At 59.3% G+C, this 23,389-nt stretch carries 24 protein-coding genes; 12 read left to right on the top strand and 12 right to left on the bottom strand.

Going from position 1 to position 23,389, the window contains the following annotated elements; genetic code table 11:
* The first annotated feature begins 78 nt into the window (after positions 1-78).
* Positions 79-1,053 carry an HTH-type transcriptional regulator CysB gene (cysB, locus tag ACM6IN_RS24220; RefSeq protein WP_007908591.1) on the top strand — a complete coding sequence of 325 codons (975 nt, stop codon included), beginning with the start codon at positions 79-81 and terminating at the stop codon, positions 1,051-1,053.
* Between the two features lie 9 nt (positions 1,054-1,062).
* Here cysB and ACM6IN_RS24215 read toward each other — a convergent pair whose 3' ends face one another.
* Together ACM6IN_RS24215 and ACM6IN_RS24210 are read right to left on the bottom strand one after the other, a co-directional pair.
* The gene (locus ACM6IN_RS24215; protein WP_414916825.1) at positions 1,063-1,545 is read right to left on the bottom strand and encodes a GreA/GreB family elongation factor; all 483 of its coding nucleotides are present in this window, start codon (positions 1,543-1,545) and stop codon (positions 1,063-1,065) included.
* Positions 1,546-1,547: 2 nt separating this feature from the next.
* A complete protein-coding gene (locus ACM6IN_RS24210) occupies positions 1,548-1,955 on the bottom strand; it encodes a hypothetical protein (protein ID WP_123375524.1) in 408 nt (135 codons plus the stop codon).
* Positions 1,956-2,079: 124 nt separating this feature from the next.
* Between ACM6IN_RS24210 and earP the strand changes: the two genes are divergently transcribed.
* Positions 2,080-3,222, top strand: coding sequence for an elongation factor P maturation arginine rhamnosyltransferase EarP (gene earP / locus ACM6IN_RS24205; protein WP_414916824.1), 1,143 nt, complete (start codon positions 2,080-2,082; stop codon positions 3,220-3,222).
* 48 nt (positions 3,223-3,270) lie between these two features.
* Positions 3,271-3,840, top strand: a complete 570-nt coding sequence (locus ACM6IN_RS24200; RefSeq protein WP_007908599.1) for an elongation factor P — start codon at positions 3,271-3,273, stop codon at positions 3,838-3,840.
* 195 nt (positions 3,841-4,035) lie between these two features.
* On the opposite strand, the gene ACM6IN_RS24195 is transcribed toward ACM6IN_RS24200, so the two are convergent.
* From ACM6IN_RS24195 to ACM6IN_RS24185, 3 genes are all read right to left on the bottom strand, one after another.
* Positions 4,036-4,455, bottom strand: a complete 420-nt coding sequence (locus tag ACM6IN_RS24195) for an organic hydroperoxide resistance protein (RefSeq protein ID WP_007908600.1) — start codon at positions 4,453-4,455, stop codon at positions 4,036-4,038.
* A gap of 326 nt (positions 4,456-4,781) precedes the next feature.
* Positions 4,782-5,237, bottom strand: a complete 456-nt coding sequence (locus ACM6IN_RS24190; protein ID WP_414916881.1) for a MarR family winged helix-turn-helix transcriptional regulator — start codon at positions 5,235-5,237, stop codon at positions 4,782-4,784.
* Positions 5,238-5,309: 72 nt separating this feature from the next.
* Positions 5,310-6,266 (bottom strand): LysR family transcriptional regulator, encoded by a 957-nt coding sequence (locus ACM6IN_RS24185; protein ID WP_042705017.1) that lies wholly within the window; start codon positions 6,264-6,266, stop codon positions 5,310-5,312.
* Positions 6,267-6,378: 112 nt separating this feature from the next.
* Between ACM6IN_RS24185 and ACM6IN_RS24180 the strand changes: the two genes are divergently transcribed.
* On the top strand, positions 6,379-7,125 hold the full coding sequence (locus ACM6IN_RS24180) for a sulfite exporter TauE/SafE family protein (RefSeq protein WP_038364277.1): 747 nt from the start codon (positions 6,379-6,381) through the stop codon (positions 7,123-7,125).
* Here ACM6IN_RS24180 and ACM6IN_RS24175 read toward each other — a convergent pair.
* Positions 7,115-7,969: a LysR substrate-binding domain-containing protein gene (locus tag ACM6IN_RS24175; RefSeq protein WP_007908606.1), complete on the bottom strand. Its 855-nt coding sequence runs from the start codon at positions 7,967-7,969 to the stop codon at positions 7,115-7,117. The genes ACM6IN_RS24180 and ACM6IN_RS24175 overlap by 11 nt on opposite strands.
* A 96-nt stretch (positions 7,970-8,065) precedes the next feature.
* Between ACM6IN_RS24175 and ACM6IN_RS24170 the strand changes: the two genes are divergently transcribed.
* Both ACM6IN_RS24170 and ACM6IN_RS24165 read left to right on the top strand, forming a co-directional pair.
* On the top strand, positions 8,066-8,287 hold the full coding sequence (locus tag ACM6IN_RS24170; protein ID WP_007908607.1) for a DUF1127 domain-containing protein: 222 nt from the start codon (positions 8,066-8,068) through the stop codon (positions 8,285-8,287).
* 80 nt (positions 8,288-8,367) lie between these two features.
* Positions 8,368-9,594 carry a winged helix-turn-helix domain-containing protein gene (locus tag ACM6IN_RS24165; RefSeq protein WP_414916823.1) on the top strand — a complete coding sequence of 409 codons (1,227 nt, stop codon included), beginning with the start codon at positions 8,368-8,370 and terminating at the stop codon, positions 9,592-9,594.
* A 132-nt stretch (positions 9,595-9,726) separates the two neighbouring features.
* On the opposite strand, the gene ACM6IN_RS24160 is transcribed toward ACM6IN_RS24165, so the two are convergent.
* The gene (locus tag ACM6IN_RS24160) at positions 9,727-11,073 is read right to left on the bottom strand and encodes a class II 3-deoxy-7-phosphoheptulonate synthase (protein WP_003226774.1); all 1,347 of its coding nucleotides are present in this window, start codon (positions 11,071-11,073) and stop codon (positions 9,727-9,729) included.
* A gap of 153 nt (positions 11,074-11,226) precedes the next feature.
* Between ACM6IN_RS24160 and ACM6IN_RS24155 the strand changes: the two genes are divergently transcribed.
* Positions 11,227-11,982 (top strand): spermidine synthase, encoded by a 756-nt coding sequence (locus ACM6IN_RS24155; protein WP_007908609.1) that lies wholly within the window; start codon positions 11,227-11,229, stop codon positions 11,980-11,982.
* A gap of 132 nt (positions 11,983-12,114) precedes the next feature.
* On the opposite strand, the gene ACM6IN_RS24150 is transcribed toward ACM6IN_RS24155, so the two are convergent.
* Positions 12,115-12,906: a crotonase/enoyl-CoA hydratase family protein gene (locus tag ACM6IN_RS24150; protein WP_414916822.1), complete on the bottom strand. Its 792-nt coding sequence runs from the start codon at positions 12,904-12,906 to the stop codon at positions 12,115-12,117.
* A gap of 423 nt (positions 12,907-13,329) precedes the next feature.
* Between ACM6IN_RS24150 and ACM6IN_RS24145 the strand changes: the two genes are divergently transcribed.
* Positions 13,330-15,003 carry a DEAD/DEAH box helicase gene (locus ACM6IN_RS24145; protein ID WP_007908612.1) on the top strand — a complete coding sequence of 558 codons (1,674 nt, stop codon included), beginning with the start codon at positions 13,330-13,332 and terminating at the stop codon, positions 15,001-15,003.
* Between the two features lie 158 nt (positions 15,004-15,161).
* Here ACM6IN_RS24145 and ACM6IN_RS24140 read toward each other — a convergent pair whose 3' ends face one another.
* The gene (locus tag ACM6IN_RS24140) at positions 15,162-15,929 is read right to left on the bottom strand and encodes a DODA-type extradiol aromatic ring-opening family dioxygenase (RefSeq protein WP_414916821.1); all 768 of its coding nucleotides are present in this window, start codon (positions 15,927-15,929) and stop codon (positions 15,162-15,164) included.
* Positions 15,930-16,032: 103 nt separating this feature from the next.
* Between ACM6IN_RS24140 and ACM6IN_RS24135 the strand changes: the two genes are divergently transcribed.
* Positions 16,033-16,680, top strand: a complete 648-nt coding sequence (locus ACM6IN_RS24135; RefSeq protein ID WP_095113033.1) for a thiopurine S-methyltransferase — start codon at positions 16,033-16,035, stop codon at positions 16,678-16,680.
* A 198-nt stretch (positions 16,681-16,878) separates the two neighbouring features.
* Here ACM6IN_RS24135 and htpX read toward each other — a convergent pair whose 3' ends face one another.
* Both htpX and ACM6IN_RS24125 read right to left on the bottom strand, forming a co-directional pair.
* Positions 16,879-17,766 (bottom strand): protease HtpX, encoded by an 888-nt coding sequence (gene htpX / locus ACM6IN_RS24130; protein ID WP_007908619.1) that lies wholly within the window; start codon positions 17,764-17,766, stop codon positions 16,879-16,881.
* 303 nt (positions 17,767-18,069) lie between these two features.
* Positions 18,070-19,281: a pyridoxal phosphate-dependent aminotransferase gene (locus ACM6IN_RS24125; RefSeq protein ID WP_007908620.1), complete on the bottom strand. Its 1,212-nt coding sequence runs from the start codon at positions 19,279-19,281 to the stop codon at positions 18,070-18,072.
* 224 nt (positions 19,282-19,505) lie between these two features.
* Here ACM6IN_RS24125 and msrB point away from each other — a divergent pair, with 224 nt between their 5' ends.
* From msrB to ACM6IN_RS24110, 3 genes are all read left to right on the top strand, one after another.
* Positions 19,506-19,901, top strand: a complete 396-nt coding sequence (gene msrB / locus ACM6IN_RS24120; RefSeq protein WP_007908622.1) for a peptide-methionine (R)-S-oxide reductase MsrB — start codon at positions 19,506-19,508, stop codon at positions 19,899-19,901.
* A 109-nt stretch (positions 19,902-20,010) separates the two neighbouring features.
* Positions 20,011-20,496, top strand: a complete 486-nt coding sequence (locus ACM6IN_RS24115) for a glutathione peroxidase (RefSeq protein WP_414916820.1) — start codon at positions 20,011-20,013, stop codon at positions 20,494-20,496.
* A complete protein-coding gene (locus tag ACM6IN_RS24110) occupies positions 20,493-20,954 on the top strand; it encodes a MarR family winged helix-turn-helix transcriptional regulator (protein ID WP_007908626.1) in 462 nt (153 codons plus the stop codon). The genes ACM6IN_RS24115 and ACM6IN_RS24110 overlap by 4 nt, the downstream gene beginning before the upstream one ends.
* On the opposite strand, the gene ACM6IN_RS24105 is transcribed toward ACM6IN_RS24110, so the two are convergent.
* Positions 20,938-23,259, bottom strand: coding sequence for a response regulator (locus tag ACM6IN_RS24105; protein ID WP_007908628.1), 2,322 nt, complete (start codon positions 23,257-23,259; stop codon positions 20,938-20,940). The genes ACM6IN_RS24110 and ACM6IN_RS24105 overlap by 17 nt on opposite strands.
* Positions 23,260-23,389 lie beyond the last annotated feature (130 nt).

The following is a 23,389-nucleotide window of genomic DNA, read 5'->3' as shown; positions in this document are numbered from 1 at the left end:
GATTTATTATTCAAACCATTAATATAGTTATATACCGTCGCTGATGCCCGTGGCGTCTACCTGCTTTGAGGGATTCATATGAAGCTTCAACAATTGCGCTACATCTGGGAAGTGGCGCACCACGACCTCAACGTTTCCGCTACAGCCCAAAGCCTTTACACCTCGCAACCGGGCATCAGTAAACAAATCCGCCTGCTGGAAGACGAACTTGGCGTCGAAGTGTTTGCCCGCAGCGGCAAGCACCTGACCCGCGTGACCCCGGCCGGCGAGCGCATCATCACCACCGCCGGTGAGATTCTGCGCAAGGTCGAAAGCATCAAGCAGATCGCCCAGGAATTCTCCAACGAGAAAAAAGGCACCCTGTCGATCGCCACCACCCACACCCAGGCACGTTACGCACTGCCGCCGGTGATCAGTAATTTCATCAAGCAATACCCCGACGTGGCGCTGCACATGCACCAGGGGTCGCCGATGCAGATCGCCGAAATGGCCGCTGACGGCACTGTGGATTTTGCCATCGCCACCGAAGCGCTGGAGCTCTTCGGCGACCTGGTGATGATGCCTTGCTACCGCTGGAACCGCTGCGTGGTCGTGCCGCAGGGCCACCCGCTGACCAAGCTGCCGAAGCTGACCCTCGAAGCCTTGGCCGAATACCCGATCGTGACTTACGTGTTCGGTTTCACCGGCCGGTCGAAACTCGACGAAGCTTTCAGCCATCGTGGCCTGACGCCGAAAGTGGTGTTCACGGCTGCCGACGCCGACGTGATCAAAACTTACGTGCGCCTGGGCCTGGGCGTGGGCATCGTGGCGAAAATGGCCGTCGACACCAAGCTCGATAATGATTTGGTGGTGCTGGATGCCAGCGAACTGTTCGAATCGAGCATCACCAAGATCGGTTTCCGTCGCGGCACCTTCCTGCGTGGTTTCATGTGCGACTTCATCGAGAAGTTTGCCCCGCACCTGACCCGCGAAGTGATGGCCAAAGCCATTCAGTGCCACAACAAGCAGGAACTGGAAGAACTGTTCGACGGCGTCGAACTGCCGGTTCACTGATCCGTTGAATCAGAGCACCTCGGTGACAGCAAACTGTTGCCGGGTGCCCGCCACCAGTATCTCCACCTCATCACCTTCTAGCTTGCCCAGCAGACTTTTGCCCAGCGGCGAGCGCGGGGTGATGACGGTAATCGGCTGACCGACCACGTCGACTTTCAGACCTGCCGCATCCGGTGCCAGAAACAGCCATTGCTCGCGACCCTTTTCGTCTTCCAGACCGAGCAGGGCGCCGACCTCGATGCCACGATTTTCATCGTAGGCACGCAGAGTCAGGTTCTGGCACAGCGCGAATGAATGGCGAATTTCTTCGACACGTTTCGCCTGTCCGGCCGCCAGATACGACGCCTCAAGACCCAGCGTGTCGTACTTGTTTTCGGCGATGTTTTCTTCGTGGGTTGCGGTTTCGTAAGCGGTTTGTGCGGCGCGTTCGGCGATGTCGAGGTCAACGCGCAGCTTGTCGAGAATCAGTTGGTGGACGCTGTGTTTGTTCATGATCAATCGCAGAATTGCAAAACGTTGGCGCGGCTTTTCTCGCTTGGAGCCGTCTGATCCTGCTGCAGCCAGAACTGGCATTTCGGGTTCGACTGATTTCGCGAGCTGCTGCGCGCTTGATCGAGTCGAGCCTGCTGTTCATTCTTGCGCAGGTTTTCTTCGTACTGGTCGAACAGCGGGCTCTGCGGCGGAATGTCCGGCTGCACCTGCACGGCGGGCGGATTGGCCAGTTGCTGCACCGCTTGAGCCACCGGTACCAATTGCTCTTTGAAGACAAAATGCGACAGCAGCCAACAGGTCAGCGCAATGGCGAGAAAGCCCAGCCAGATGCCCAAGGCAATGCTGCCGGTCAAATGCAGCGCACTTAGCTGAACAGGCAACGGGCGACGCGGATTGGGGCGATAGGGCATGGCAGCCTCCTGGCGGATGATGACGGGCAAGTGGCGATTGTCGCACGAAGATTAATCGCCGTCGGCTCTTCTGCGCGAGGTCATTTATGCGGACAATCGCTGCTTTTGCCAACGGGAGTCTTGAATGCCGGAATTAAAACCCCGCTGGGATATTTTCTGCACCGTGGTCGACAACTTTGGCGACATCGGCGTGACCTGGCGTCTGGCCAGGCAATTGGTGGCTGAGCATGGTTTGCCGGTGCGTTTATGGGTCGATGATCTGCGTGCGTTTGAACGTATCTGCCCCGAGATCGATATCGACCAGGCACAGCAATGGCAGCATGGCGTCGAAGTGCGACACTGGCCGGCCGAGTGGTCGCACGCTGACGCCGCCGATGTCGTTATCGCCGCATTTGCCTGTCAGTTGCCCACTGACTACATGGACGCGATGGCTGCGCGCGAGCAGCCGCCACTGTGGATGAACCTCGATTATCTCAGCGCCGAAGACTGGGTGATCGGTTGCCATGGATTGCCGTCGGTCAAATACAAAACGGTGCAGAAATTCTTCTTCTTTCCGGGATTCCAGCCGGGCACTGGCGGATTGTTGCGAGAGCGAGGGTTGCTCGATCAGCGTCGGCAATTTCAGCAGGATGCCGAGGCTCAGCGCCAATTCCTGCAAAGTCTTGGCATCGATCCTGCACCTGGCGTTCAGCTGATTTCGCTGTTTGCCTACGAGAATGCCGGGTTGGCCAGTTGGCTGGACGTTTTGGCGGCGGACGCTGCACCGACTCATCTGCTGGTGCCGGAAGGGCGGATTCTTGGCGATGTGGCGCACTGGCTCAAGGTGGAAAACCTTGCGGTTGGTGCGATTCATGTGCGTCAGTCGCTCACCGTGCAGGTGCTGCCGTTCGTCCGACAGGATCAATATGATCACTTGCTCTGGTGCTGCGGTTTCAACGCGGTGCGTGGTGAGGACTCGTTCGTGCGGGCGCAATGGGCGGCGCGGCCGATGCTCTGGCACATCTATCAGCAGGACGAAGACATCCATCTGGACAAGCTCGATGCCTTCCTTGCGCTCTACACAAAAGGCTTGTCGCCGGGCGCCGCTGAGGCGATGAACGGTCTGTGGCGGGCGTGGAGTGCCAGTCAACCGATCGGTGAACACTGGCTTGCGACCCGCAAACACTGGCCGGAACTGCAGGAAAATGCTGAAAAATGGTGTCTGGAACAAGGCTTGCAGGTTGATCTTGCCGCAGCGCTGGTACAGTTTTACCTAAATTGGATATGATACGCGGCCTAGATTTTTGTAAATCCCATCCAAATTCGGATATTCGCAATGAAAACTGGTAAAGAACTGAAACCCGGTACCGTGATCCGTCTCGAGAACGATCCTTGGCTGGTTCAGAAAGCTGAATTCACCAAATCGGGCCGTAACAGCGCGATCATGAAAACCAAGCTGAAAAACCTGCTGACCGGTTACAAGACCGAGATCGTTTACAGCGCTGACGACAAACTGGACGACGTAATCCTCGACCGCAAAGAAGCGACCCTGTCCTTCATCAGCGGCGACACCTACACGTTCATGGACACCACTGACTACACCATGTACGAGCTGAACGCTGAAGACATCGAAGCTGTTCTGCCTTTCGTTGAAGAAGGCATGACCGATGTTTGCGAAGCGATCTTCTTCGAAGAGCGTCTGGTTTCCGTAGAGCTGCCGACCACTATCGTGCGCGTAGTTGACTACACCGAAGGTTCGGCTCGTGGCGACACTTCCGGCAAAGTCATGAAGCCAGCCAAGCTGGCCAACGGTACTGAGCTGCAAGTTGCTGACTTCATCGAAATCGGTGACAAGATCGAAATCGACACCCGCGAAGGCGGTTCCTACAAAGGCCGTGCTAAATAAACATCGGTTTTTGCGGAAAGAAAAAGCCCGACCATTGAGTCGGGCTTTTTTGTGCCTGCGATATGTGTCACGCCGCAGGATCCCCTGTAGGAGTGAGCCTGCTCGCGATAGCGTCATTCCAGTCGACATCTACATTGATTGACTCAACCGCTATCGCGAGCAGGCTCACTCCTACATTGGAATTTGCGTATGGCTTCAAACGGTGACGTGCAGACGCACATCGACGTTGCCACGGGTGGCGTTGGAGTACGGGCAGACCTGGTGAGCAGCGTCGACCAGCGCTTGTGCGTCGGCTTGTTCCAGGCCCGGCAGGCTGATGTGCAGGTCGATGTCCAGACCGAAGCCGCCAGGAATCTGGCCGATACCGACGTGGGCGGTGATCGAGGCGTCGTCAGGGATTTTGCGTTTGGTCTGACTGGCAACGAATTTCAGCGCACCGATAAAGCAGGCCGAATAGCCGGCTGCGAACAGTTGCTCTGGGTTGGTCGCTGCGCCACCGGCACCGCCGAGTTCTTTCGGGGTAGCGAGTTTGACGTCGAGAATGTTGTCGCTGGAGATCGCACGACCATCACGGCCGCCAGTGGAGGTTGCGATTGCGGTGTAGAGAGTTTGCATGGTGTGAGCCTCGTTGAGTGCGATGTGTTGCGCTAATTATTTGCGCGCTAAGTAACTGCGAGATAAATGTATCGCGCGAATATTTAGTGCGCAAGATATATTTTTGAGAAATCCGCGCTTCGACTAAGGGGTGGGGATGAGAGAGGGTCTGTAAGCCTTGATTTAGAGCGGTTTGTGCTGCAGATCAGTTGTTGAAAATATTTTGCTGGCGACGAAATCAATGTGGGAGCGAGCCTGCTCGCGAATGGGATGTCTCACTCAACAAATCAGTTGGCTGACAGATCGCATTCGCGAGCAGGCTCGCTCCCGCAGGGGACAGTGTTGGGTCAGATCAGGCTTTCTTGTAGATGGCTGCGCAGTGCCTGCAACTCCGCTTGCAGGTTTTGCAGGCGTTCCAGGGTGAAGCCGCTGGCGCCGAGAATGCATTGTGGAACGGTCTGGGCTTTTTCTTTCAACGCTCGGCCTTGCTCGGTCAGCTCTACAATCACCACGCGCTCATCTTCACGACTGCGCGTGCGGCTGAGCAAACCTTCGCCTTCCAGGCGCTTGAGCAGTGGCGTCAGCGAGCCCGGATCGGTCAGCAACCGAGTGCTGATTTCTCCGACGGTCAAACCATCCTTCTCCCACAACACCATCATCGCCAGGTACTGCGGATAGGTCAGGCCAAGCGCTTGCAGCAGCGGCTTGTAGACCTTGGTCATCATCAACGAGGTGGAATGCAGGGCGAAGCAGGCCTGGTTATCCAGCAGCAGGTCATCACAGGTGTCGCGTTCGGAAGTCATGTCAAAGCCTTGATCGGTGATGGACATGAATCTAGCGCTCGAATCTTTAATGCGCCAGATAATTCTCCAGTGCTAGTGTCGACCCAGATCCCGCTGTAGGGCCAGATCCCACGGAGGCACTGGACTGAAACGGGTCTTGAGATACTCCAGAAGCAGGCGGCTGCGCGAGTTGGTTTGTTGTTCCATGCGCAACGCGTAGATGCCGGTGGACTCCGGCATCGGCAGACCGTTTTCGCAGAACAACGGCAGCAGTTCGCCGCGCAACAGGTATTCGCTGGCCAGCCACGTCGGCAGATGGGCGATGCCCAAGCCAGCCAAAGCGCCGCAGACCAGGGCTTCGGCATTGTTGGCGCTCATGCGGATACGGCCCGGGCGATGCAATTGCATTTGCCCGTCGTGTTCGAAGCGCCAGGCGAAGGGCGGAGCGAGCCCCTCCCAGTCGAGACCATCGTGTTCATGCAACTGCGCAGGAACGCTTGGCACCCCGCGACGCTGGAGATACTCGGCGCTGGCGCAGGCAATGCGCACCATGCTCGCCAGTGGCGTGGCCACCAGTCGCGTATCGGCCATTTGCCCGGCACGCAGCACCAGATCGACTTTGCCCAGGTTCGAGCCGCCCATGTCGACGAAACTGTCGATCAGGTGCAACTGCACATCCAGTCCGGGGTAGAGCACGAGAAAGTCAGCGATCACTGGCGCCAGATGCCGGCGTCCAAACGCGGCGGGGGCGTCAATGCGGATCAGACCTTCCGGCGCGCTGCTCAGGGACACGGCTTCGGCCCGGGCCAATTGCAACTCGGCGACAATTCGCCGGGCGCGTTCGGCAAACGCCAGGCCGGCGGGTGTTGCTCGTACGGCGTGGGTGCTTCGAATAAACAACTGGCTGCCGACGGCGCTTTCCAGGCTGTCGATCCGTCGCGCGACGGCCGACGGTGTCAGCGGATGACGACGTGAAGCGGCGGAAAAACTGCCACTTTCCAGCACGTCGAGAAACAGCCCGAGTTGATCGGTCAATTGATTAGGGTTCATATCGGCTAAATGCTTGTGCGAAATCGGCATAGCCATTGTGCGTTGCTATGCGTTTCCCCGCCAGCCGCGACTGCGTAGGATGAGTCACCTGACGTAAGAGGAATTGGCTGTGATGGAGTTTGTGTTGTACCTGTTGTTCGGCGCCGCCCTTGGCACTCTCGGTGGCATATTCGGCATCGGCGGCGGCTTGATCGCTATCCCGTTGCTCGGCGTCTGGTTTGGTCTCGATCAGCAGATCGCCCAAGGCACGGCGCTGGTCATGGTAGTGCCGAACGTGATGCTGGCGCTGTGGCGTTATCACCAGCGCAATCGCATCGAACTGCGACATGCGCTGCCCTTGGCGGTGATGGGCTTTTGCTTTGCCTGGATCGGTTCGATCTGGGCAGTGGGCATTGATGCGCAAACCATGCGCATCGGCTTTGTCGCGTTCCTGGTGGTGCTCTCGATCTACAACTTGTTGAAGATGTTCGGCAAGCAACCTGCTGCGACGTCCGAAATGCGCTATTCCTGGCCGTGGCTTGGCGTGCTTGGCGCGGCGTCCGGGACCATGGGCGGTTTATTCGGTGTCGGCGGTGCGGTGGTGGCAACGCCGGTGCTGACCAGCTTGTTCGGCACCACGCAAGTGGTTGCTCAAGGCTTGTCGCTGGCGCTGGCCTTGCCAAGCACCGGCGTGACCCTGGTGACTTACGCGGTACACCACGAAGTGGACTGGATGATCGGCCTGCCGCTGGCCATCGGTGGTCTGGCCAGCATCAGTTGGGGCGTGAAAGTCGCCCACGCCATGCCGGAAAAACTCCTGCGCGGGCTGTTCTGCGGTTTCCTGGTGCTGTGTGCGGTGATGCTCGCGTTTAAAGTTTGAAGCCTTCGACGATGTGCTCGGCCAGGCACTCGGTGATCGGCGACGGATTGTTCAGGTTGCGGATCAGCATGATGCTGGCCTCGGGCAGCAGTGGCAGATCCTCGGCGGCGCCGAGGATACGCATGTCCGGGGTGATCAGGCTTTCCAGTTGCGCGGTGATCGCCAGACCCGCGCTGACCACGGCCATCAGCGCCGACAGACTGGTGCTGTTGTAAGCGATGCGGTATTCGCGGCCCATCGCATCCAGGGCATTACACGCCCACAAACGGCAGAAACAATCGCTGTTGAACATCGCCAAGGGCAGCGGCGTCTGTTCGTGGGCGCTGAAATTCTGCGCCTCGGCCCAGACGAAACGCTCCTTGCGCAGCAACTGGCCGATCTCGTTGCCCGGTTCGCGGGTGACGATCGACAGGTCCAGATCAGTGCGTTGCAGCAGCTGCTTGGTCGATTCGCAGTGCACTTCGATCTGGATCAGCGGATAGAACTGCGCGAACCGCGACAGGATCCCCGGCAGAAACCGCATCACATAATCGTCCGGCGTACCGATGCGCACCGTGCCGACCATATGTGGCTCACGCAATGTGTTGAACACCTCACTGTGCAACTTGAGGATGCGCCGCGCGTAACCGAGCAGCACCTGGCCCTCGGCGGTCAGGCGCACCTGGCGTCCGTCGCGCTCGAACAACTGACGTTGCAACACGTCTTCTTCCAGACGCTTCATCTGCATGCTCACCGCCGACTGTGTGCGGTTGACCATTTCGCCGGCGCGGGTGAAACCGCCCTGATCAGCGATGGCGACAAAGGTGCGCAGGACATCGGTATCGATACTGGGGTAGGCCGACAATTGATGAATCTCCGTGATGCATGCCATCAGAAACATTCGTTGGATTGATCTTAGCGCCGGCGCGAGACTTGAGCCATCCACAAAGGAGGCAACACGATGAAAGGTCAAAGAGAGTATGTAGACGAATCAAAATTTTCCGGCCACGGCCATATCGTTTCCGACCTGCTGCACAAGTTTAGCCGCTGGTACGAACTGCACCGTGAACGCGAGTTGCTCGCCAGTCTGAGTGACGAAGCGTTGAAGGACATCGGGGTGAGTCGTGCCGACGTTGAACACGAAGCCGTGCGGCCGTTCTGGGATGATCCGATGCATAAATGACCCGCTGCATAAATGATGAGCAGAGCGCTACACAAACCAGCTTCAAGTGGGGTAGGTTGCGAGCAGACAAGGAGATGCTCATGCCCGCAACAGTATCCTTTTCCCTCAAACAGGCGCGACGACTGGCGCTGGCTGCCCAAGGATTCAACGGGCGCCAGCCGCCGACTGTCAAAGCCGCTCACGTTCACCGGCTGATCGAACGGCTGGGCGTGCTGCAAATCGACTCCGTCAATGCCGTGGTGCGCTCGCACTACCTGCCGCTGTTCTCCCGTCTCGGTCCCTATTCTTCCGATTTGCTCGACCAGGCTGCCTGGAGTTCCGGGCGTCGTCGTTCGTTGTTCGAATACTGGGGGCACGAAGCCTCATTGTTGCCGCTGTCGATGTATCCGTTGCTGGGCTGGCGCATGCAGCGGGCCAGGCGTGGCGAGGATATCTATCAGCAACTGGCCAGATTCGGTCGCGAGCAGCAGGACGTTGTTCGTCGGGTGTTGAGTTCCGTTGAAGAGCAGGGCGCCTTAGGCGCCGGCAGCCTTTCAACCCGGGAAGACAAGGCCGGGCCGTGGTGGGACTGGAGCGCAGAAAAACATGCGCTGGAATGGTTGTTTGCTGCCGGTGAAGTGACAGTGGCGGGCCGCCGCGGTTTTGAGCGTTTGTATGATTTACCGGAGCGCGTCATTCCTTCTTCGATCCTTCAGCAAGCCTTACCTGACGAGGCGGAGGCGCAACGAGGGTTGCTGCTGCACGCGGCACAGACTTTGGGCGTCGGCACTGAAAAAGACCTGCGTGATTACTTTCGGCTGAACCCGGCGGATGCCCGTCCACGTCTGGCGGAACTGGTCGAGGCCGGGCAATTGCAGATGTGCGAAGTTGCCGGTTGGCGGCAGGTCGCCTATTGCCTGCCGGAGCCGAAAGTCCCGCGCAAGGTTGTGACCAGCGCGCTGTTGTCGCCCTTCGATTCGTTGATCTGGGAGCGCAGCCGCACTGAGCGCTTGTTCGATTTCCGTTATCGACTGGAGATTTATACGCCGCAGGACAAGCGGGTTTACGGCTATTACGTGTTGCCGTTTTTGCACAACGAGAGGATTGCTGCGCGGGTGGATTTACGCGCCGAGCGGGCGGCGGGGCAGTTGGCGGTGCATGCGGTGCACGAGGAAGAGCCGGGGCTGGATGAGGAGGGGATGCTGGCGCTGGCTGCTAATTTGCGGCAGATGGCGGATTGGCTGGGGCTTGCGCGGGTGCAGCTCAATTGTCTGCGTGAGAGTGCGGCGCGGTTACGGGTGGCATTGGCACAGATTGGGTGCGACTGACCTTACGCCATCGCTGGCAAGCCAGACTCCCACAGTGTCCGCGTCGTACATATATTTTGTGATCGACGCGATCACTGTGGGAGCCTGGCTTGCCAGCGATGAGGCCAGTTAAAGCGATAAAGATGTCGAATCTTAGCGGCGAACCTGCTTCAGCGTCTCGGCAATCAAAAACGCCAATTCCAGCGACTGATCCGCATTCATCCGCGGATCACAGTGCGTGTGATAGCGGTCCGACAAGCCATCTTCGGTAATCGGCCGCGCGCCCCCAATGCACTCGGTGACATTCTGCCCGGTCATCTCGATGTGAATGCCGCCGGCATAGCTGCCTTCCGCTTCGTGCACCTGGAAGAACTGTTTGACTTCACCGAGGATCTGCGCAAAGTCGCGGGTCTTGTAGCCGCTGCTGGCCTTGATGGTGTTGCCGTGCATCGGATCGGAACTCCACAGCACCTGCTTGCCTTCACGCTGCACCGCGCGGATCAGCGCCGGCAGGTGATCGCCAACCTTGTTCGCACCCATCCGCGCGATCAGGTTCAGGCGCCCCGGATCGTTGTCCGGGTTGAGCACATCAATCAGGCGGATCAGATCATCCGGATTCATGCTCGGGCCGACCTTCACGCCGATCGGGTTGTTCACGCCACGGAGGAATTCGACGTGAGCGCCGTCGAGTTGGCGGGTGCGGTCGCCGATCCACAGCATGTGCGCCGAGCAATCGTAGTAATCGTTGGTCAGGCTGTCGCGACGCACGAAGGCTTCTTCGTAGTTCAGCAGCAGCGCTTCGTGGGCAGTGAAGAAACTGGTTTCGCGCAGTTGCGGCGAGCTGTCCATGCCGCAGGCGCGCATGAATGCCAGGGTTTCATCGATGCGGTCGGCCAAATGGCTGTATTTCTCGGCCAGCGCCGAGTTGGCGATGAAGTCGAGGTTCCACTTGTGCACCTGATGCAGGTCGGCAAAACCGCCCTGCGCGAACGCGCGCAGCAGGTTCAGCGTCGCGGTGGACTGGTGATAAGACTGCAGCAGACGTTCCGGATCCGGTACGCGGCTTTTCTCGTCGAAACCGATGCCGTTGACGATGTCGCCGCGATAAGCCGGCAGGGTCACACCGTCGATGGTCTCGTCGTTGGCCGAGCGCGGCTTGGCGAACTGACCGGCCATGCGCCCGACCTTGACCACCGGGCAACCGGCGGCGAAAGTCATGACGATGGCCATTTGCAGCAACACTTTAAAGGTGTCGCGAATCTTCGCCGCGGAGAACTCGGCAAAGCTTTCCGCACAATCGCCGCCCTGCAACAGGAAGGCCCGGCCCTGGGTGACTTCGGCAAACTGCCGGCGCAGTTCGCGCGCTTCACCGGCAAACACCAGCGGCGGATAACTGGCCAGGGTTTGCTCGACCTGGCGCAAGTGCGCGGCGTCGGGGTATTGCGGTTGTTGCTGGATCGGCAGGGCGCGCCAGCTGTCAGGGCTCCACGGTTGGCTCATCACGGTCTCTAATTGGTTCTACGCACGGGAAGCCCATGGTAGCAGCAATTAGTGCGTGACCTGCTCCCGCCCCATCGCCGACAATCGCCGCTTTGCCACGGCCCCACAGCGGTGCCATCGCGTCACCGCGCCCGGTGACCATCAGGAGACGAAATGACTGAGGAGCGCGTCGAGCATCTGCTCGCCGAAGTACAGGATGAGTTCGGCGTGATTCGCGTGCTGGAAGTGGCCGATTACCGCTTTCTCGAGTTCGGCGATGCGATCGAGCAGAGCTGCGTGTTCACCGCAGACCCGAGCTGGCTGGAATACGATTACACCCGCGCGATGCTGATCGGCGCGTTGTGCCATGAGCAGCCGGAGAGTGCGCTGTTTCTCGGGCTCGGTGCCGGGACGCTGACTCAGGCGTGCCTCAAGTTTCTGCCGCTGGAAGATGTCGAAGCCATCGAGTTGCGCCCGGATGTGCCGCGTCTGGCGATCGAATACCTTGGGCTGGATGATGATCCACGTTTGTATATCCGCGTTGGCGATGCGCTGGAATTGCTGCCGACCGCCGAGCCTGCGGATCTGGTTTTCGTCGACCTGTACACCGATGTCGGGCCGGGCGTCGGGCATCTGGCCTGGAGTTTTCTTGGCGACTGTCAGAAGCGTTTGAATCCGGGCGGCTGGCTGGTGATCAATCAGTGGGCCACCGATGACGGCAAGCCGCTGGGCGCGGCGTTGTTGCGTGGGCTCTATCACCGGCATTACTGGGAGCTGCCGGTGAAGGAGGGCAATGTGATTCTGATTGTGCCGGCGGATCTCGATCAGGTGCTGGACCTGCAGGCGCTGACTGCGCGGGCTGCAGCCCTGGCGCCGAAGTTGGGGTATTCGTTGCAGTCGTTGATCAACAGTATTCGCCCGGCCACCTGAGGCGTCAGTGCTGGCCCCATCGCTGGCAAGCCAGCTCCCACAGGGTTCGCGCCGCACGCAAAATGTGTGAACGACTCGGTCACTGTGGGAGCTGGCTTGCCAGCGATGGCGCCCTGACAGGCGACATAATTCTCAAATCCCCTTGAATATGCCAGGTCGCCGCTCCACCAATGAGCGCACCCCCTCCCTGGCATCTTCACTGGCCAGCAACTTCTTCACCAGCGCCGGCAACCCTTGCGCTGCCGCCGTCTCACCCTCATACCGCGCCTGGCGCGCCGACAGCAACGTCGCCTGCACCCCCAACGGCGCCTGTCGGGCAATCCGCTCAGCCAACTCAATCGCCCGCGGCAACAGGTCTTCACTGGCCATCACTTCCTGCACCAACCCCAAATGCAACGCATCGTGCGCATCGAACTCATCCCCGGTCAGCAACCAGCGCATCGCATTCCCCCAGCCGGCCATCTGGGGAAAACGTAAAGTCGCGCCACCAAAAGGAAAAATCCCACGCTGCACTTCCATTTGCGCGAAACGGGTATTGCTTGCGCACAGGTTAATGTCGGCGGCCAGCATCAACTCGATTCCAATGGTCAGGCAATAGCCTTGCGCGGCGACAATCACCGGTTTGCTCACCCGAGGCCCGACGAAAACACCCCACGGATCGCAACCGCCGGTCGGAACCTGCCAACCTTCGGCCAACGCCGAGCTGGCATTCACCAGATCCAGACCAGCGGTAAAGTGTTCGCCATGTCCAAACACCACCGCTACCCGCGCCTCGTTGTCGGCCTCGAACTCGCCATAGGCCAGGCTCAGGTCATTGAGCAGGTCGAGGTCGAAAGCATTGCGCTTGGCCGCTCGATCAAGGCCGATCAGGTGGACGTGACCACGGCGTTCACGGCTGACGCGGCCGGGGCTGGGCTGATTCATGGCGAAATCCTCGGGCGGGAAGGGCGGGTGCAGCGACGGTATGCCGCACATCGATGAATCGTTTAAGCGTCATCGCCAGCAGGGCCGGGCCTTTGAAAAATAGACCTTGGCGCGATTATCCGCAAAACCCCGTTACACAGCGGTGACACAGGTATTTTGACGATAAAAAAAGCTCCCTTTTTGGGCAAAATCCGGTATAGTGCGCGCCGGCCTTTAACCGGGCCGCGTTTAGGTAGCGCAATTTCCCGAAGTCAGCTTCGGCTGCACGTCCGCATTGCGGGCTCTTCCCGGACGATTCTTTTTTTCATTCATTCGTTTTCGCAAATCCCCGCCGACAAAGCTGCCAGGGCGACTCTTGAGTCTCAACACGGCATGCGCAGCTTTGGAGCATGGGTCTTTGCGGATGCACTTAGAGGCAGACCCATGACCCAGGAAACCGGCGGATTCGCCGCTTTTAATCTTAACCCGAATATTCTTGCAGCCGTCGCAGCGACTGGCTACGAAGAGCCTTCGGCGATTCAGCAGCAATCGATCCCGATCATCATGGCCGGCCAGGACATGATTGGCCAGGCGCAAACCGGTACCGGTAAAACCGCCGCGTTCGCACTGCCTATCCTGCACCGCATCGATCCTGCCAAGCGCGAACCGCAAGCCCTGATCCTGGCGCCAACTCGTGAGTTGGCGCTGCAAGTAGCAACCGCTTTCGAAACTTACGCCAAGCAAATGCCGGGCGTTACTGTTGTGGCCGTTTACGGCGGCGCGCCGATGGGCCCGCAACTGAAAGCAATCCGTAATGGCGCACAGATCGTTGTCGCCACTCCGGGCCGTCTGTGCGACCACCTGCGTCGCGACGAAAAAGTGCTGTCGACCGTGAACCACCTGGTTCTCGACGAAGCTGACGAAATGTTGAAACTGGGCTTCATGGATGACCTGGAAGTCATCTTCAAGGCTCTGCCACCTACCCGTCAGACCGTATTGTTCTCGGCTACCCTGCCGCAGTCGATCCGCGCCATTGCCGAACGCCATCTGCGCGATCCGCAACACGTGAAAATCCAGACCAAGACCCAGACCGTTACCGCGATCGAACAGGCTCACCTGTTGGTTCACGCTGACCAGAAGACTTCGGCCGTTCTCAGCTTGCTGGAAGTGGAAGACTTCGACGCACTGATCATGTTCGTGCGCACCAAGCAAGCGACCCTGGATCTGGCCAGCGCCCTCGACGCCAAAGGCTACAAAGCCGCGGCGCTGAACGGTGACATCGCCCAGAACCAGCGTGAGCGCGTGATCGACTCGCTGAAAGATGGCCGTCTGGACATCGTTGTTGCGACCGACGTTGCTGCTCGTGGTCTGGACGTTCCGCGCATCACTCACGTGTTCAACGTTGACATGCCGTACGACCCAGAGTCCTACGTTCACCGTATCGGCCGTACCGGCCGTGCCGGTCGCGAAGGTCGTGCACTGCTGCTGGTGACTCCACGTGAGCGCCGCATGCTGCAAGTGATCGAGCGTGTAACCGGTCAGAAAGTTGCCGAAGTTCGCCTGCCGGACGCTCAAGCTGTTCTCGATGCACGCATCAAGAAACTGACCAACAGCCTGTCGCCGCTGGTCGCTGATGCCGAATCGACTCACGGTGATCTGCTCGATCGTCTGACTGCAGACATCGGCTGCACTCCGCGTGCTCTGGCTGCTGCGCTGCTGCGCAAAGCCACCAACGGTCAAGCGCTGAACCTGGCTGCGATCGAGAAGGAACGTCCACTGGTGCCGAACAACGCACCGCGTGGCGACCGTCCTGAGCGCACCGGTGATCGTCCTGATCGTGGTGACCGCGAGCGTCGCGCGCCAATGCCTTTGGGCGAAGGCCGTGCTCGTTGCCGTACCGCGCTGGGTGCGCGTGATGGTATCGCTGCGAAAAACCTGCTGGGCGCCATCCTCAACGAAGGCGGTCTGGCCCGTGAAGCGATCGGTCGCATCCAGGTGCGTGACAGCTTCAGCCTCGTCGAGCTGCCGGAAGATGGTCTGGACAAACTCCTGACCAAACTGAAGGACACTCGCGTTGCCGGTAAGCAGCTGAAACTGCGTCGCTACCGCGAAGATTGATCCGCCCTTGGGCTGATTGATCGAACATAAAAAATCCCCGACTGGTTCGGGGATTTTTTTGTCTGCCTGAAAGATCAAAAGATCGCAGCCTTCGGCAGCTCTTACAGAGGGAACGCATTCCAAATGTAGGAGCTGCCGAAGGCAGCGATCTTTTGCTTTTAACCAAAGCGATAGATGTCCATCCCTAACGCGCCCATCGTGAAGCCTTTATGCGCCACGCTGAACTCTCCTCCCGCGCCCCGGGCAAAATACAGCGGCAACAAATGCTCATCACTCGGATGGCTGCGCACTGCATTCGGCGCCTGCTGGCGGTAATCATGCAGCGCCGCCTCATCGTCCGCCGCCAACTTCTCGATCACCCAGTCACGGAAATCCCGCGCCCACGGCTCGACACTTTCCGGGCCGGCGTGCCAGTCCAGTTCGCGCAGGTTGTGGGTGATGCTGCCGGAGCCGATCAGCAGAATGCCCTGATCACGCAGACTCGCCAGCGCTCGGCCGACCCGGGTTTGCAGCGCCGGGCCCGCGCGACTCGGCAGCGAAACCTGCACCACTGGAATATCCGCCTGCGGGTACATCAGCGACAACGGCACCCAAACACCATGATCGAATGGACGTTGTGGGTCGAGGCGGGCAGTCAGGTTGTTGGCTGCCAGCAAATCAGCCACTTCGGCAGCCAGTTGCGGATTGCCCGGCGCCGGGTACTGCACTTCAAACAATGCACGCGGAAAGCCGCCGAAGTCGTGCCAGGTTTCCGGTTGCGCGTTACTGCTGACCAGCAACTCGTGGCTTTCCCAATGCGCAGAAACAATCACGATGGCTTTGGGTTTCGGTAATTCGGCTGCGAGACGCGCCAGCGCCGGGCCACTGGCGCCGGGTTCCAGCGCGAGCATGGGTGAACCGTGGGAAATAAACAGGCTTGGAAACATGATGGGTTCCTGAGCGTTAAGATGGCCTCATCTTCAGTCAGATCATTGATCTAAATCTAATATAAGTTTTGATGCTTTTTGATCGAATTATTGGGAGTGATGCATGCAGCCTGAGTTTTGGCACAAGAAGTGGGCTTCCGGCCAGATCGGTTTCCATCTGCCCGAGGTGAACCCTTATCTGCAGCGGCACTGGGCGGCACCTGAAACGGCGCGAGTGCTCGTGCCTTTGTGTGGGAAAAGTCTGGATCTGGCGTGGCTGGCAGGGCGCGGTCATCAGGTGCTCGGGATCGAATTGTCGGAAAAGGCTATCGAGGACTTTTTCAGTGAACATCAGGTGCAGCCGCAGATCAGCGAGAAGGGCGCGTTCAAGGTCTATCGGGGTGACGCCATCGAGTTGTGGTGTGGGGATTTCTTTGCGCTGACAGCGAGTGATGTGGCCGATTGCGCGGCGATATACGACCGTGCCGCGCTGATTGCCTTGCCCGCGCCGATGCGTGAGCGTTATGCGGCGCATCTTCAGCGGATTCTCCCGCAAGGTGTACAAGGGTTGCTGATCACGCTGGATTACGATCAGGCGCAGATGCCGGGGCCGCCGTTTGCGGTGGGGGATGATGAGGTGCAGCGGTTGCTGGGGGATGCCTGGCAGGTGCAAGTGCTCGAGGAGCAGGATGTGCTGGGCGAGAGCTGGAAGTTCCTGCAGGCGGGCGTGACGCGACTTGAGGAGCGGGTGTACCGCGTTTCTGGCCTATAGCTCTTTAGGGGGAGTACTGGCCTCATCGCTGGCAAGCCAGCTCCCACAGGGTTCAATCGTGTTCTCTCTATCTTCAAAACGCCACAGCCCACTGTGGGAGCTGGCTTGCCAGCGATAGGGCCATCAGCAACCGCGAACTAATCATGGCAACAAAAAAGGCCCGCATCACTGCGGGCCTTTTCATTGTTACCGGTCAGATCAACCGCGACGACGCAGCGCGTCAATACGCTCTTCCAGCGGCGGGTGGCTCATGAACATGCGGGCAAAGCCCTGTTTGATGCCACCGTTGATGCCAAAGGCGTTCAGGGTGTCCGGCATGTGCACCGGCAGGCCCTGTTCGGCGCGCAGGCGTTGCAGTGCACCGATCATCGCGCTGGTGCCAGCCAGACGTGCGCCGGCCTCGTCGGCACGGAATTCGCGCTTGCGCGAGAACCACATGACGATCGCACTGGCGAGAATGCCCAGTACCAGTTCGGCGAAGATGGTCGCCACGTAGTAGGCGATGCCCTGGCCTTCTTCGTTCTTGAAGATCACCTTGTCGACGAAATTGCCGATGATCCGCGCAAAGAACATCACGAAGGTGTTCACCACGCCCTGGATCAGCGCCAGCGTGACCATGTCGCCGTTTGCCACGTGACCGATTTCGTGGGCCAGTACGGCTTTCACTTCATCGGGTGAGAAGCGCTCGAGCAAGCCCTGGCTGACCGCGACCAGCGCGTCGTTCTTGTTCCAGCCAGTGGCGAAGGCGTTTGCTTCGTAGGCCGGGAAAATACCGACTTCGGGCATCTTGATCCCGGCTTCGCGGGACAGTTGCTCAACGGTTTGCAGCAGCCATTGCTCATGCCGGGTACGTGGCTGGCTGATGATCTGGGTACCGGTGCTCATCTTCGCCATCCACTTGGAGATGAACAGCGAGAACAGCGAGCCGGCGAAACCAAAGACTGCACAGAAAACCAGCAGCTGACTAAGGTCGAGATCAACCCCGTTGGCCGCCATGAACCCGTTGAAGCCGAACAGGCTCAGGGTGATGCTGGCTATCAGCACGACCGCCAGGTTAGTGGCCAAAAACAGCAGGATGCGCATCATGGTTGTAGAAATCTCCTCAAGCTAAAGATGTAGCGTACTGCGGGGTATATAAGGTGCTGCACCGGGCTATTCAACTGAGTGACTATTTCAAACTGTGTCCTACAGCAGATTCTTCGGTGCTCGGCACATTTCCCACGACAGAAACTGATAGGGATGACGGCCAGCCGCGACCCGTCGCCATTACGCCGGACGCAGGTAACCGGTATGAATCGCAAGTGTAGAAGGCGTGCGCGGAGGTGGAACGCAGAAGTGTTGCTGAATCAGACAGTGCGCAACGTTTGGCCGTTGCGCACTGCTGGCCAGTTACTGGCGGTAAGACTTGAGGAAGTTGCCGATGCGGCCGATGGCCATTTCCAGATCATCGACGCGAGGCAGCGTGACGACGCGGAAGTGATCCGGCCACGGCCAGTTGAACGCCGTGCCCTGTACCACCAGAAGCTTCTCGGAGAGCAGCAGGTCGAGGACGAATTTTTCGTCGTTGTGGATCGGGCAGACCTTCGGATCGATTTTCGGGAACGCGTACAGCGCACCCATCGGCTTGACGCAGCTCACGCCGGGAATGTCGTTGAGCAATTCCCAGGTGCGGTTGCGCTGCTCCAGCAGACGACCCTGCGGCAGCACCAGATCATTGATGCTCTGATAGCCGCCCAGTGCGGTCTGGATCGCGTGCTGGCTCGGCACATTGGCGCACAGGCGCATGTTGGCCAGCATATCGATGCCTTCGATGTAGCTCTGCGCGTTGTGCTTCGGCCCTGAGATCGCGATCCAGCCGGAACGGAAACCCGCCACACGGTACGACTTCGACAGACCGTTGAAGGTCAGGCAGAGCAGGTCCGGGGCCAGCGACGCGGTGCAGATGTGCACGGCATCGTCGTACAGAATCTTGTCGTAGATCTCGTCGGAGAACACCACCAGGTTGTGCGCACGGGCGATTTCCAGCATGCCCAGCAACACTTCCTTCGAATACACCGCGCCGGTCGGGTTGTTCGGGTTGATGATCACCATGGCTTTGGTGTTCGGGGTGATCTTGGCCTTGATGTCGGCCAGATCCGGGAACCAGTCGGCGCCCTCGTCACACAGATAATGCACGGCATTGCCACCGGCGAGGCTGACGGCGGCGGTCCACAGCGGATAGTCCGGGGCCGGCACCAGCACTTCGTCGCCATTGTTGAGCAGCGCCTGCAGCGACATGACGATCAGCTCGGACACGCCGTTGCCCAGGTAGATGTCTTCGATGCCGACACCTTCGACATTCTTTTGCTGGTAGTACTGCATCACCGCTTTGCGCGCGCTGAACAGACCTTTGGAGTCGCTGTAGCCTTGCGCGGTCGGCAGGTTGCGGATCACATCCTGGAGGATTTCATCCGGCGCTTCGAAACCAAACGGCGCCGGGTTGCCGATGTTCAGCTTGAGGATGCGCTGGCCTTCCTCTTCCAGTCGTTTGGCGTGCTTGAGCACCGGGCCGCGAATGTCGTAGCAGACGTTGGCGAGCTTGTTCGATTTGCTGAACTGCATGGCGATGTGATCCCGAAAATGAACGATCCAGGCGGTGGATGGACAACCGTGCTGGGATTCCTGTGTTTTCACACAGGCGGACGTCTTGAGCCGTGGCTCCCATAATCCGTTTGAATGCGCCCGGTCTGGCTGCCAGACTGGTGCGTGACGAGGCGCAATCATACGTGCCGCCCGATCCGTGGAAAAGGTACAGATCGGGCTTTTTCAGCCGCTGAGGTGTGATGATGGAAAAGTTGGAAAAAACCCTGGAAGAATGGAAAGCCATGCTCGACCCGCAGCAGTACGAGGTTTGCCGCCTCAGTGCCACTGAGCGACCGTTCTCCGGCAAATACAACGCGACCAAAACCGACGGCGTTTATCACTGCGTTTGCTGCAACGAGCCGTTGTTCGACTCCAAGACCAAATTCGATTCCGGCTGCGGCTGGCCGAGCTTCTACGCGCCGATTGGCGAAAGCGCGATGACCGAAATCCGTGATACCACGCACGGCATGATCCGCACGGAAGTGAAGTGCGCGCGCTGCGATGCGCATCTGGGTCATGTGTTTCCCGACGGCCCGCCGCCGACCGGCCTGCGGTATTGCATCAACTCGGTGTGTCTGAACCTCGAACCGCGCGCTTAAACGATTGAAGGCGACCTTCGGGTCGCCTTGTTATTCGATAATTAAATTGCACACAATTTAATTGCTCGCTATGTTTGGCCTTTCCTGACTGTCTGCGGAGCCCAGTGCCATGAGCGACAACCTGCTGAACATCCCGTGCACCACCATCAAGGGTGAGCAAAAGACCCTGGCCGATTTCGCCGGCAAAGCGGTTTTAGTGGTCAACACTGCGAGCAAATGCGGTTTCACCCCACAGTACAAAGGCCTCGAAGAGCTGTGGCAGACCTACAAGGATCAGGGGCTGGTGGTTTTGGGCTTCCCGTGCAATCAGTTTGGCAAGCAGGAGCCAGGCAACGAAGGGGCGATCAGTGAATTCTGTGAGCTGAATTTCGGTGTCAGCTTCCCTCTGTTCAAGAAAATCGACGTTAACGGTGCCGACGCGCATCCGCTATTCGTGCAACTGAAAAAACGCGCGCCGGGTCTGCTTGGCTCCCAGGCCATCAAGTGGAACTTCACCAAGTTCCTGATTGGCAAGGACGGAAAACTGGTCAAGCGTTTTGCCCCGACCACCAAGCCGCAGGAGCTGAGCGGCGAGATCGAAGCCCTGCTCAAATGAACAGCCTGCCGGTCGATTCGCTGAAGCTCGACAGCCAGTTGTGCTTCAAGTTGTACGCCGCCTCCCGAGCGGTAATTCGTGCCTACAAGCCGATGCTCGATCAGCTCGGTCTGACCTACCCGCAATATCTGGCGATGCTGGTGTTGTGGGAATGGCAGGACGCCGCGCCGGAGCAACCGACCGTCAAGGCCTTGGGCGAGCGCCTGGCACTGGACTCGGGCACGCTGACGCCGTTGCTCAAGCGTCTGGAGCAGTTGCAGTGGGTGCAGCGCCAGCGTTCCACGCGTGATGAACGGGAAGTCCACCTGAGCCTGACACCGGCCGGCCAAGCGTTGCGCGAACAGGTCGGGCCGCTCAAGGCCCGGTTGCTGTGCGACAGCGGGGTCGATCTGGACCGCCTCAACGACCTGCGTGACGGCCTCGATCACTTGTTGGGGCAGATCAAAGCGCTGTCGTAGTCGGGATCCACTGATCGAGCAGGGCCGCGAGTTCTTCACGGCGGAACGGCTTGGCCAGATAGTCGCTCATACCGGCCGCACGGCAGCGCTCGCGTTCCTCGGACATGGCGTTGGCAGTCAGGGCGACGATAGGCAGGTGCGGCCAGCGCCCGCTTTGACGGATCTGCCGGCTGGCTTCGTAGCCGTCCATCACCGGCATGTTGCAGTCCATCAGCACCAGATCGAATTCGTGATACTCCAACTGATCGAGCGCTTCGGCACCATGGGCAGCGACGATGACCTCGCAGCCCAGTTTGCCGAGCATGCCTTTGGCCACCAACTGATTGACCGGGTTGTCTTCGACCAGCAACACCCGCCCGCGCCGCACCGAGGGAGCGGTTTCGAGCTGCGCATCGTTAATGGCAACGACGTCCGGTTGCAGGGTGCGGCGCAGGTTCTGGTAAAGCGCGTTGCGCGCCAACGGTCGTGCCTGTTGTTGCAGAGGCGCGAGCGCAGCCGCTTCTTCGCTCGGCAGAAAGCTGCCGTAGGCGGTCACCAGCAAAATCGGCGCAACGAGCGTCGGGCGCAAGCCGAAAAGGCACTCAGGGCAATCGGTAATCACCACGTCCGGGGTCAGGCCCAACAGTGAGTCATCGATGGTGCGCTGCTCATACGCAAGCCCCCAGACCGGCAGCAGGCTCTGCAACAGTTCCGCCAGACCGCTGCTGGCCGCAGTGATGGCGAGCACTTTTCCATGCAGAGGTGCCGGGACCAACGCTCGGGTATGACACGGCAGAGGCAACTCGGCACAGAACTGACTGCCAAAACCGGTCTCGGAGCTGATGGTCAGGCGCCCCTGCATCGCTTCGCAGAGGTTGTAGGTCAGCGCCAGTCCCAGCCCGGTGCCGCCGTACTGTCGAGTGATGCCGGCGCCCGCTTGAGTGAATGGCTGGAAGATTTTCAGTTGCGCGTCCTGGGCGATACCGATGCCGGTGTCGCAGACCTCGATGCGCACGCCATCCTGGTAGGTCGACAAGCGCACGTCTACCCTGCCGAAACGGGTGAATTTCAGGGCGTTGGACAGCAGGTTGCTGACGATCTGCCGCACGCGAGTCGGATCGCCCAGCACCAGTGCAGGGAAGTGCGGATCGATCAGGCAGGTCAGCTCGACGCTTGGCGCCGCGTTCTGCGATAGCAGGTTGGCGGTGTCTTCGATCAACGAGCCAAGATCGAACGGGATGTGCTCAAGCTCCAGTTGCCCGGCATCGAATTTCGACAGGTCGAGAATATCGTTGAGCAATTCGACCAGCACCTTGCCCGAATCGTGAGCGATCGACAGCTGTTGCTGCTGTTCGGCATTCAACGGGCCGTCGAGTGACAGTGCAATCATCCCCAGCAGGCCGTTGAGTGGCGTGCGGATCTCGTGGCTCATGTTGGCGAGGAATGCCGAGCGGGCTTCGGCCATTTCCAGGGCGGTGCTGCGGGCGACTTCGAGTTCCTGATTGGACTGGCTGAGCCGCGCGTTGATCGCCTTGAGTTCGGCGGTGCGCGCCGAGACGATGTTTTCCAGTTGCCCGAGGTAGTCGGTCAGGCGGTTTTCGGCGTTGCGCCGCTGTTGAATCTCGGTGGCAATGTTCTCGAATTGCTGATTGGCGACTTTGACCAGCACGCCGATTTCATCGTTGCCGTGGCCGGACGGACATTCCAGCGTAGTCGGCTCGGCGCTGCGCGGGTCGCGCCCACTGAGTTCGCGGATCACCCGCACCAGCGGTTTGGTCAGCATCACGTAGAACAGCGCCAAGAGGATGCCGGTGAGAATCAGGCTGCGCGCGAACCCATTGAGCAGGGTCACCTCGGCCCGGCGCAGAAAACGGCTGCCGAAGGCATAGGTGTCGACCTCGAGGCTCAAGACCCCCAGCGATTCGTTGGGCAGGTGATCCAGATACAGACGATCCTCGAACTGGCGCTTGGCGCCAAACAGGAAGTCGCTGATCACCCGATAACCGCTTTGCAGTTCCGGGCGTTTGACGCTGGCCAGCACCGTATTGTTGTTGTCGATCAGTTGCGCAGAAATGATCGCCGGTGAGCGCAACAGGCCCAGGGTCAGTTCCTGCGCCAGTTCGGCGTCGATGTTGTAGGCAATCCGTGAGGCCGGGTTATGGCTGATTTCCAGCAAAGACAGGATTTCACGGTTGATGGAGGCGTCTTCACTGGCATAATCGATGCCGATTTGCAGCAGGCTGAGCAGCGTGCCCAGAATGAACCCGACCAGCACAGTAAGCCTGGCTTGCTTGTATGACAGCCGGTGGGTGAATTTGATATCCATGGGGTGTTGAACCACTTCCGTTTCCCTTCGCTGCTCAAGCATAGTCGATCATGTATGGATACCGAGGTTCCCGAATCGCCTTGTAACAAGGCTTGGTAGGGTGATTTTTATCTGTGTGTCGTCGCTGGAT

This window comes from Pseudomonas sp. IT-P395, assembly GCF_949767675.1.
In the GTDB taxonomy this organism is placed as follows: domain Bacteria; phylum Pseudomonadota; class Gammaproteobacteria; order Pseudomonadales; family Pseudomonadaceae; genus Aquipseudomonas.
The sequence above is the reverse complement of the archived record's forward strand: the minus strand, read 5'-3'. Positions and strand labels throughout refer to the sequence as shown.

Excerpts from the sequence above, each read along its gene's own strand:
- cysB (WP_007908591.1), top strand. The coding sequence starts at position 79 with ATGAAGCTTCAACAATTGCGCTACATCTGGGAAGTGGCGCACCACGAC.
- ACM6IN_RS24215 (WP_414916825.1), bottom strand. The coding sequence starts at position 1,545 with ATGAACAAACACAGCGTCCACCAACTGATTCTCGACAAGCTGCGCGTT.
- ACM6IN_RS24210 (WP_123375524.1), bottom strand. The coding sequence starts at position 1,955 with ATGCCCTATCGCCCCAATCCGCGTCGCCCGTTGCCTGTTCAGCTAAGT.
- earP (WP_414916824.1), top strand. The coding sequence starts at position 2,080 with ATGCCGGAATTAAAACCCCGCTGGGATATTTTCTGCACCGTGGTCGAC.
- ACM6IN_RS24200 (WP_007908599.1), top strand. The coding sequence starts at position 3,271 with ATGAAAACTGGTAAAGAACTGAAACCCGGTACCGTGATCCGTCTCGAG.
- ACM6IN_RS24195 (WP_007908600.1), bottom strand. The coding sequence starts at position 4,455 with ATGCAAACTCTCTACACCGCAATCGCAACCTCCACTGGCGGCCGTGAT.
- ACM6IN_RS24190 (WP_414916881.1), bottom strand. The coding sequence starts at position 5,237 with ATGACTTCCGAACGCGACACCTGTGATGACCTGCTGCTGGATAACCAG.
- ACM6IN_RS24185 (WP_042705017.1), bottom strand. The coding sequence starts at position 6,266 with ATGAACCCTAATCAATTGACCGATCAACTCGGGCTGTTTCTCGACGTG.
- ACM6IN_RS24180 (WP_038364277.1), top strand. The coding sequence starts at position 6,379 with ATGGAGTTTGTGTTGTACCTGTTGTTCGGCGCCGCCCTTGGCACTCTC.
- ACM6IN_RS24170 (WP_007908607.1), top strand. The coding sequence starts at position 8,066 with ATGAAAGGTCAAAGAGAGTATGTAGACGAATCAAAATTTTCCGGCCAC.
- ACM6IN_RS24165 (WP_414916823.1), top strand. The coding sequence starts at position 8,368 with ATGCCCGCAACAGTATCCTTTTCCCTCAAACAGGCGCGACGACTGGCG.
- ACM6IN_RS24160 (WP_003226774.1), bottom strand. The coding sequence starts at position 11,073 with ATGAGCCAACCGTGGAGCCCTGACAGCTGGCGCGCCCTGCCGATCCAG.
- ACM6IN_RS24155 (WP_007908609.1), top strand. The coding sequence starts at position 11,227 with ATGACTGAGGAGCGCGTCGAGCATCTGCTCGCCGAAGTACAGGATGAG.
- ACM6IN_RS24150 (WP_414916822.1), bottom strand. The coding sequence starts at position 12,906 with ATGAATCAGCCCAGCCCCGGCCGCGTCAGCCGTGAACGCCGTGGTCAC.
- ACM6IN_RS24145 (WP_007908612.1), top strand. The coding sequence starts at position 13,330 with ATGACCCAGGAAACCGGCGGATTCGCCGCTTTTAATCTTAACCCGAAT.
- ACM6IN_RS24140 (WP_414916821.1), bottom strand. The coding sequence starts at position 15,929 with ATGTTTCCAAGCCTGTTTATTTCCCACGGTTCACCCATGCTCGCGCTG.
- ACM6IN_RS24135 (WP_095113033.1), top strand. The coding sequence starts at position 16,033 with ATGCAGCCTGAGTTTTGGCACAAGAAGTGGGCTTCCGGCCAGATCGGT.
- htpX (WP_007908619.1), bottom strand. The coding sequence starts at position 17,766 with ATGATGCGCATCCTGCTGTTTTTGGCCACTAACCTGGCGGTCGTGCTG.
- ACM6IN_RS24125 (WP_007908620.1), bottom strand. The coding sequence starts at position 19,281 with ATGCAGTTCAGCAAATCGAACAAGCTCGCCAACGTCTGCTACGACATT.
- msrB (WP_007908622.1), top strand. The coding sequence starts at position 19,506 with ATGGAAAAGTTGGAAAAAACCCTGGAAGAATGGAAAGCCATGCTCGAC.
- ACM6IN_RS24115 (WP_414916820.1), top strand. The coding sequence starts at position 20,011 with ATGAGCGACAACCTGCTGAACATCCCGTGCACCACCATCAAGGGTGAG.
- ACM6IN_RS24110 (WP_007908626.1), top strand. The coding sequence starts at position 20,493 with ATGAACAGCCTGCCGGTCGATTCGCTGAAGCTCGACAGCCAGTTGTGC.
- ACM6IN_RS24105 (WP_007908628.1), bottom strand. The coding sequence starts at position 23,259 with ATGGATATCAAATTCACCCACCGGCTGTCATACAAGCAAGCCAGGCTT.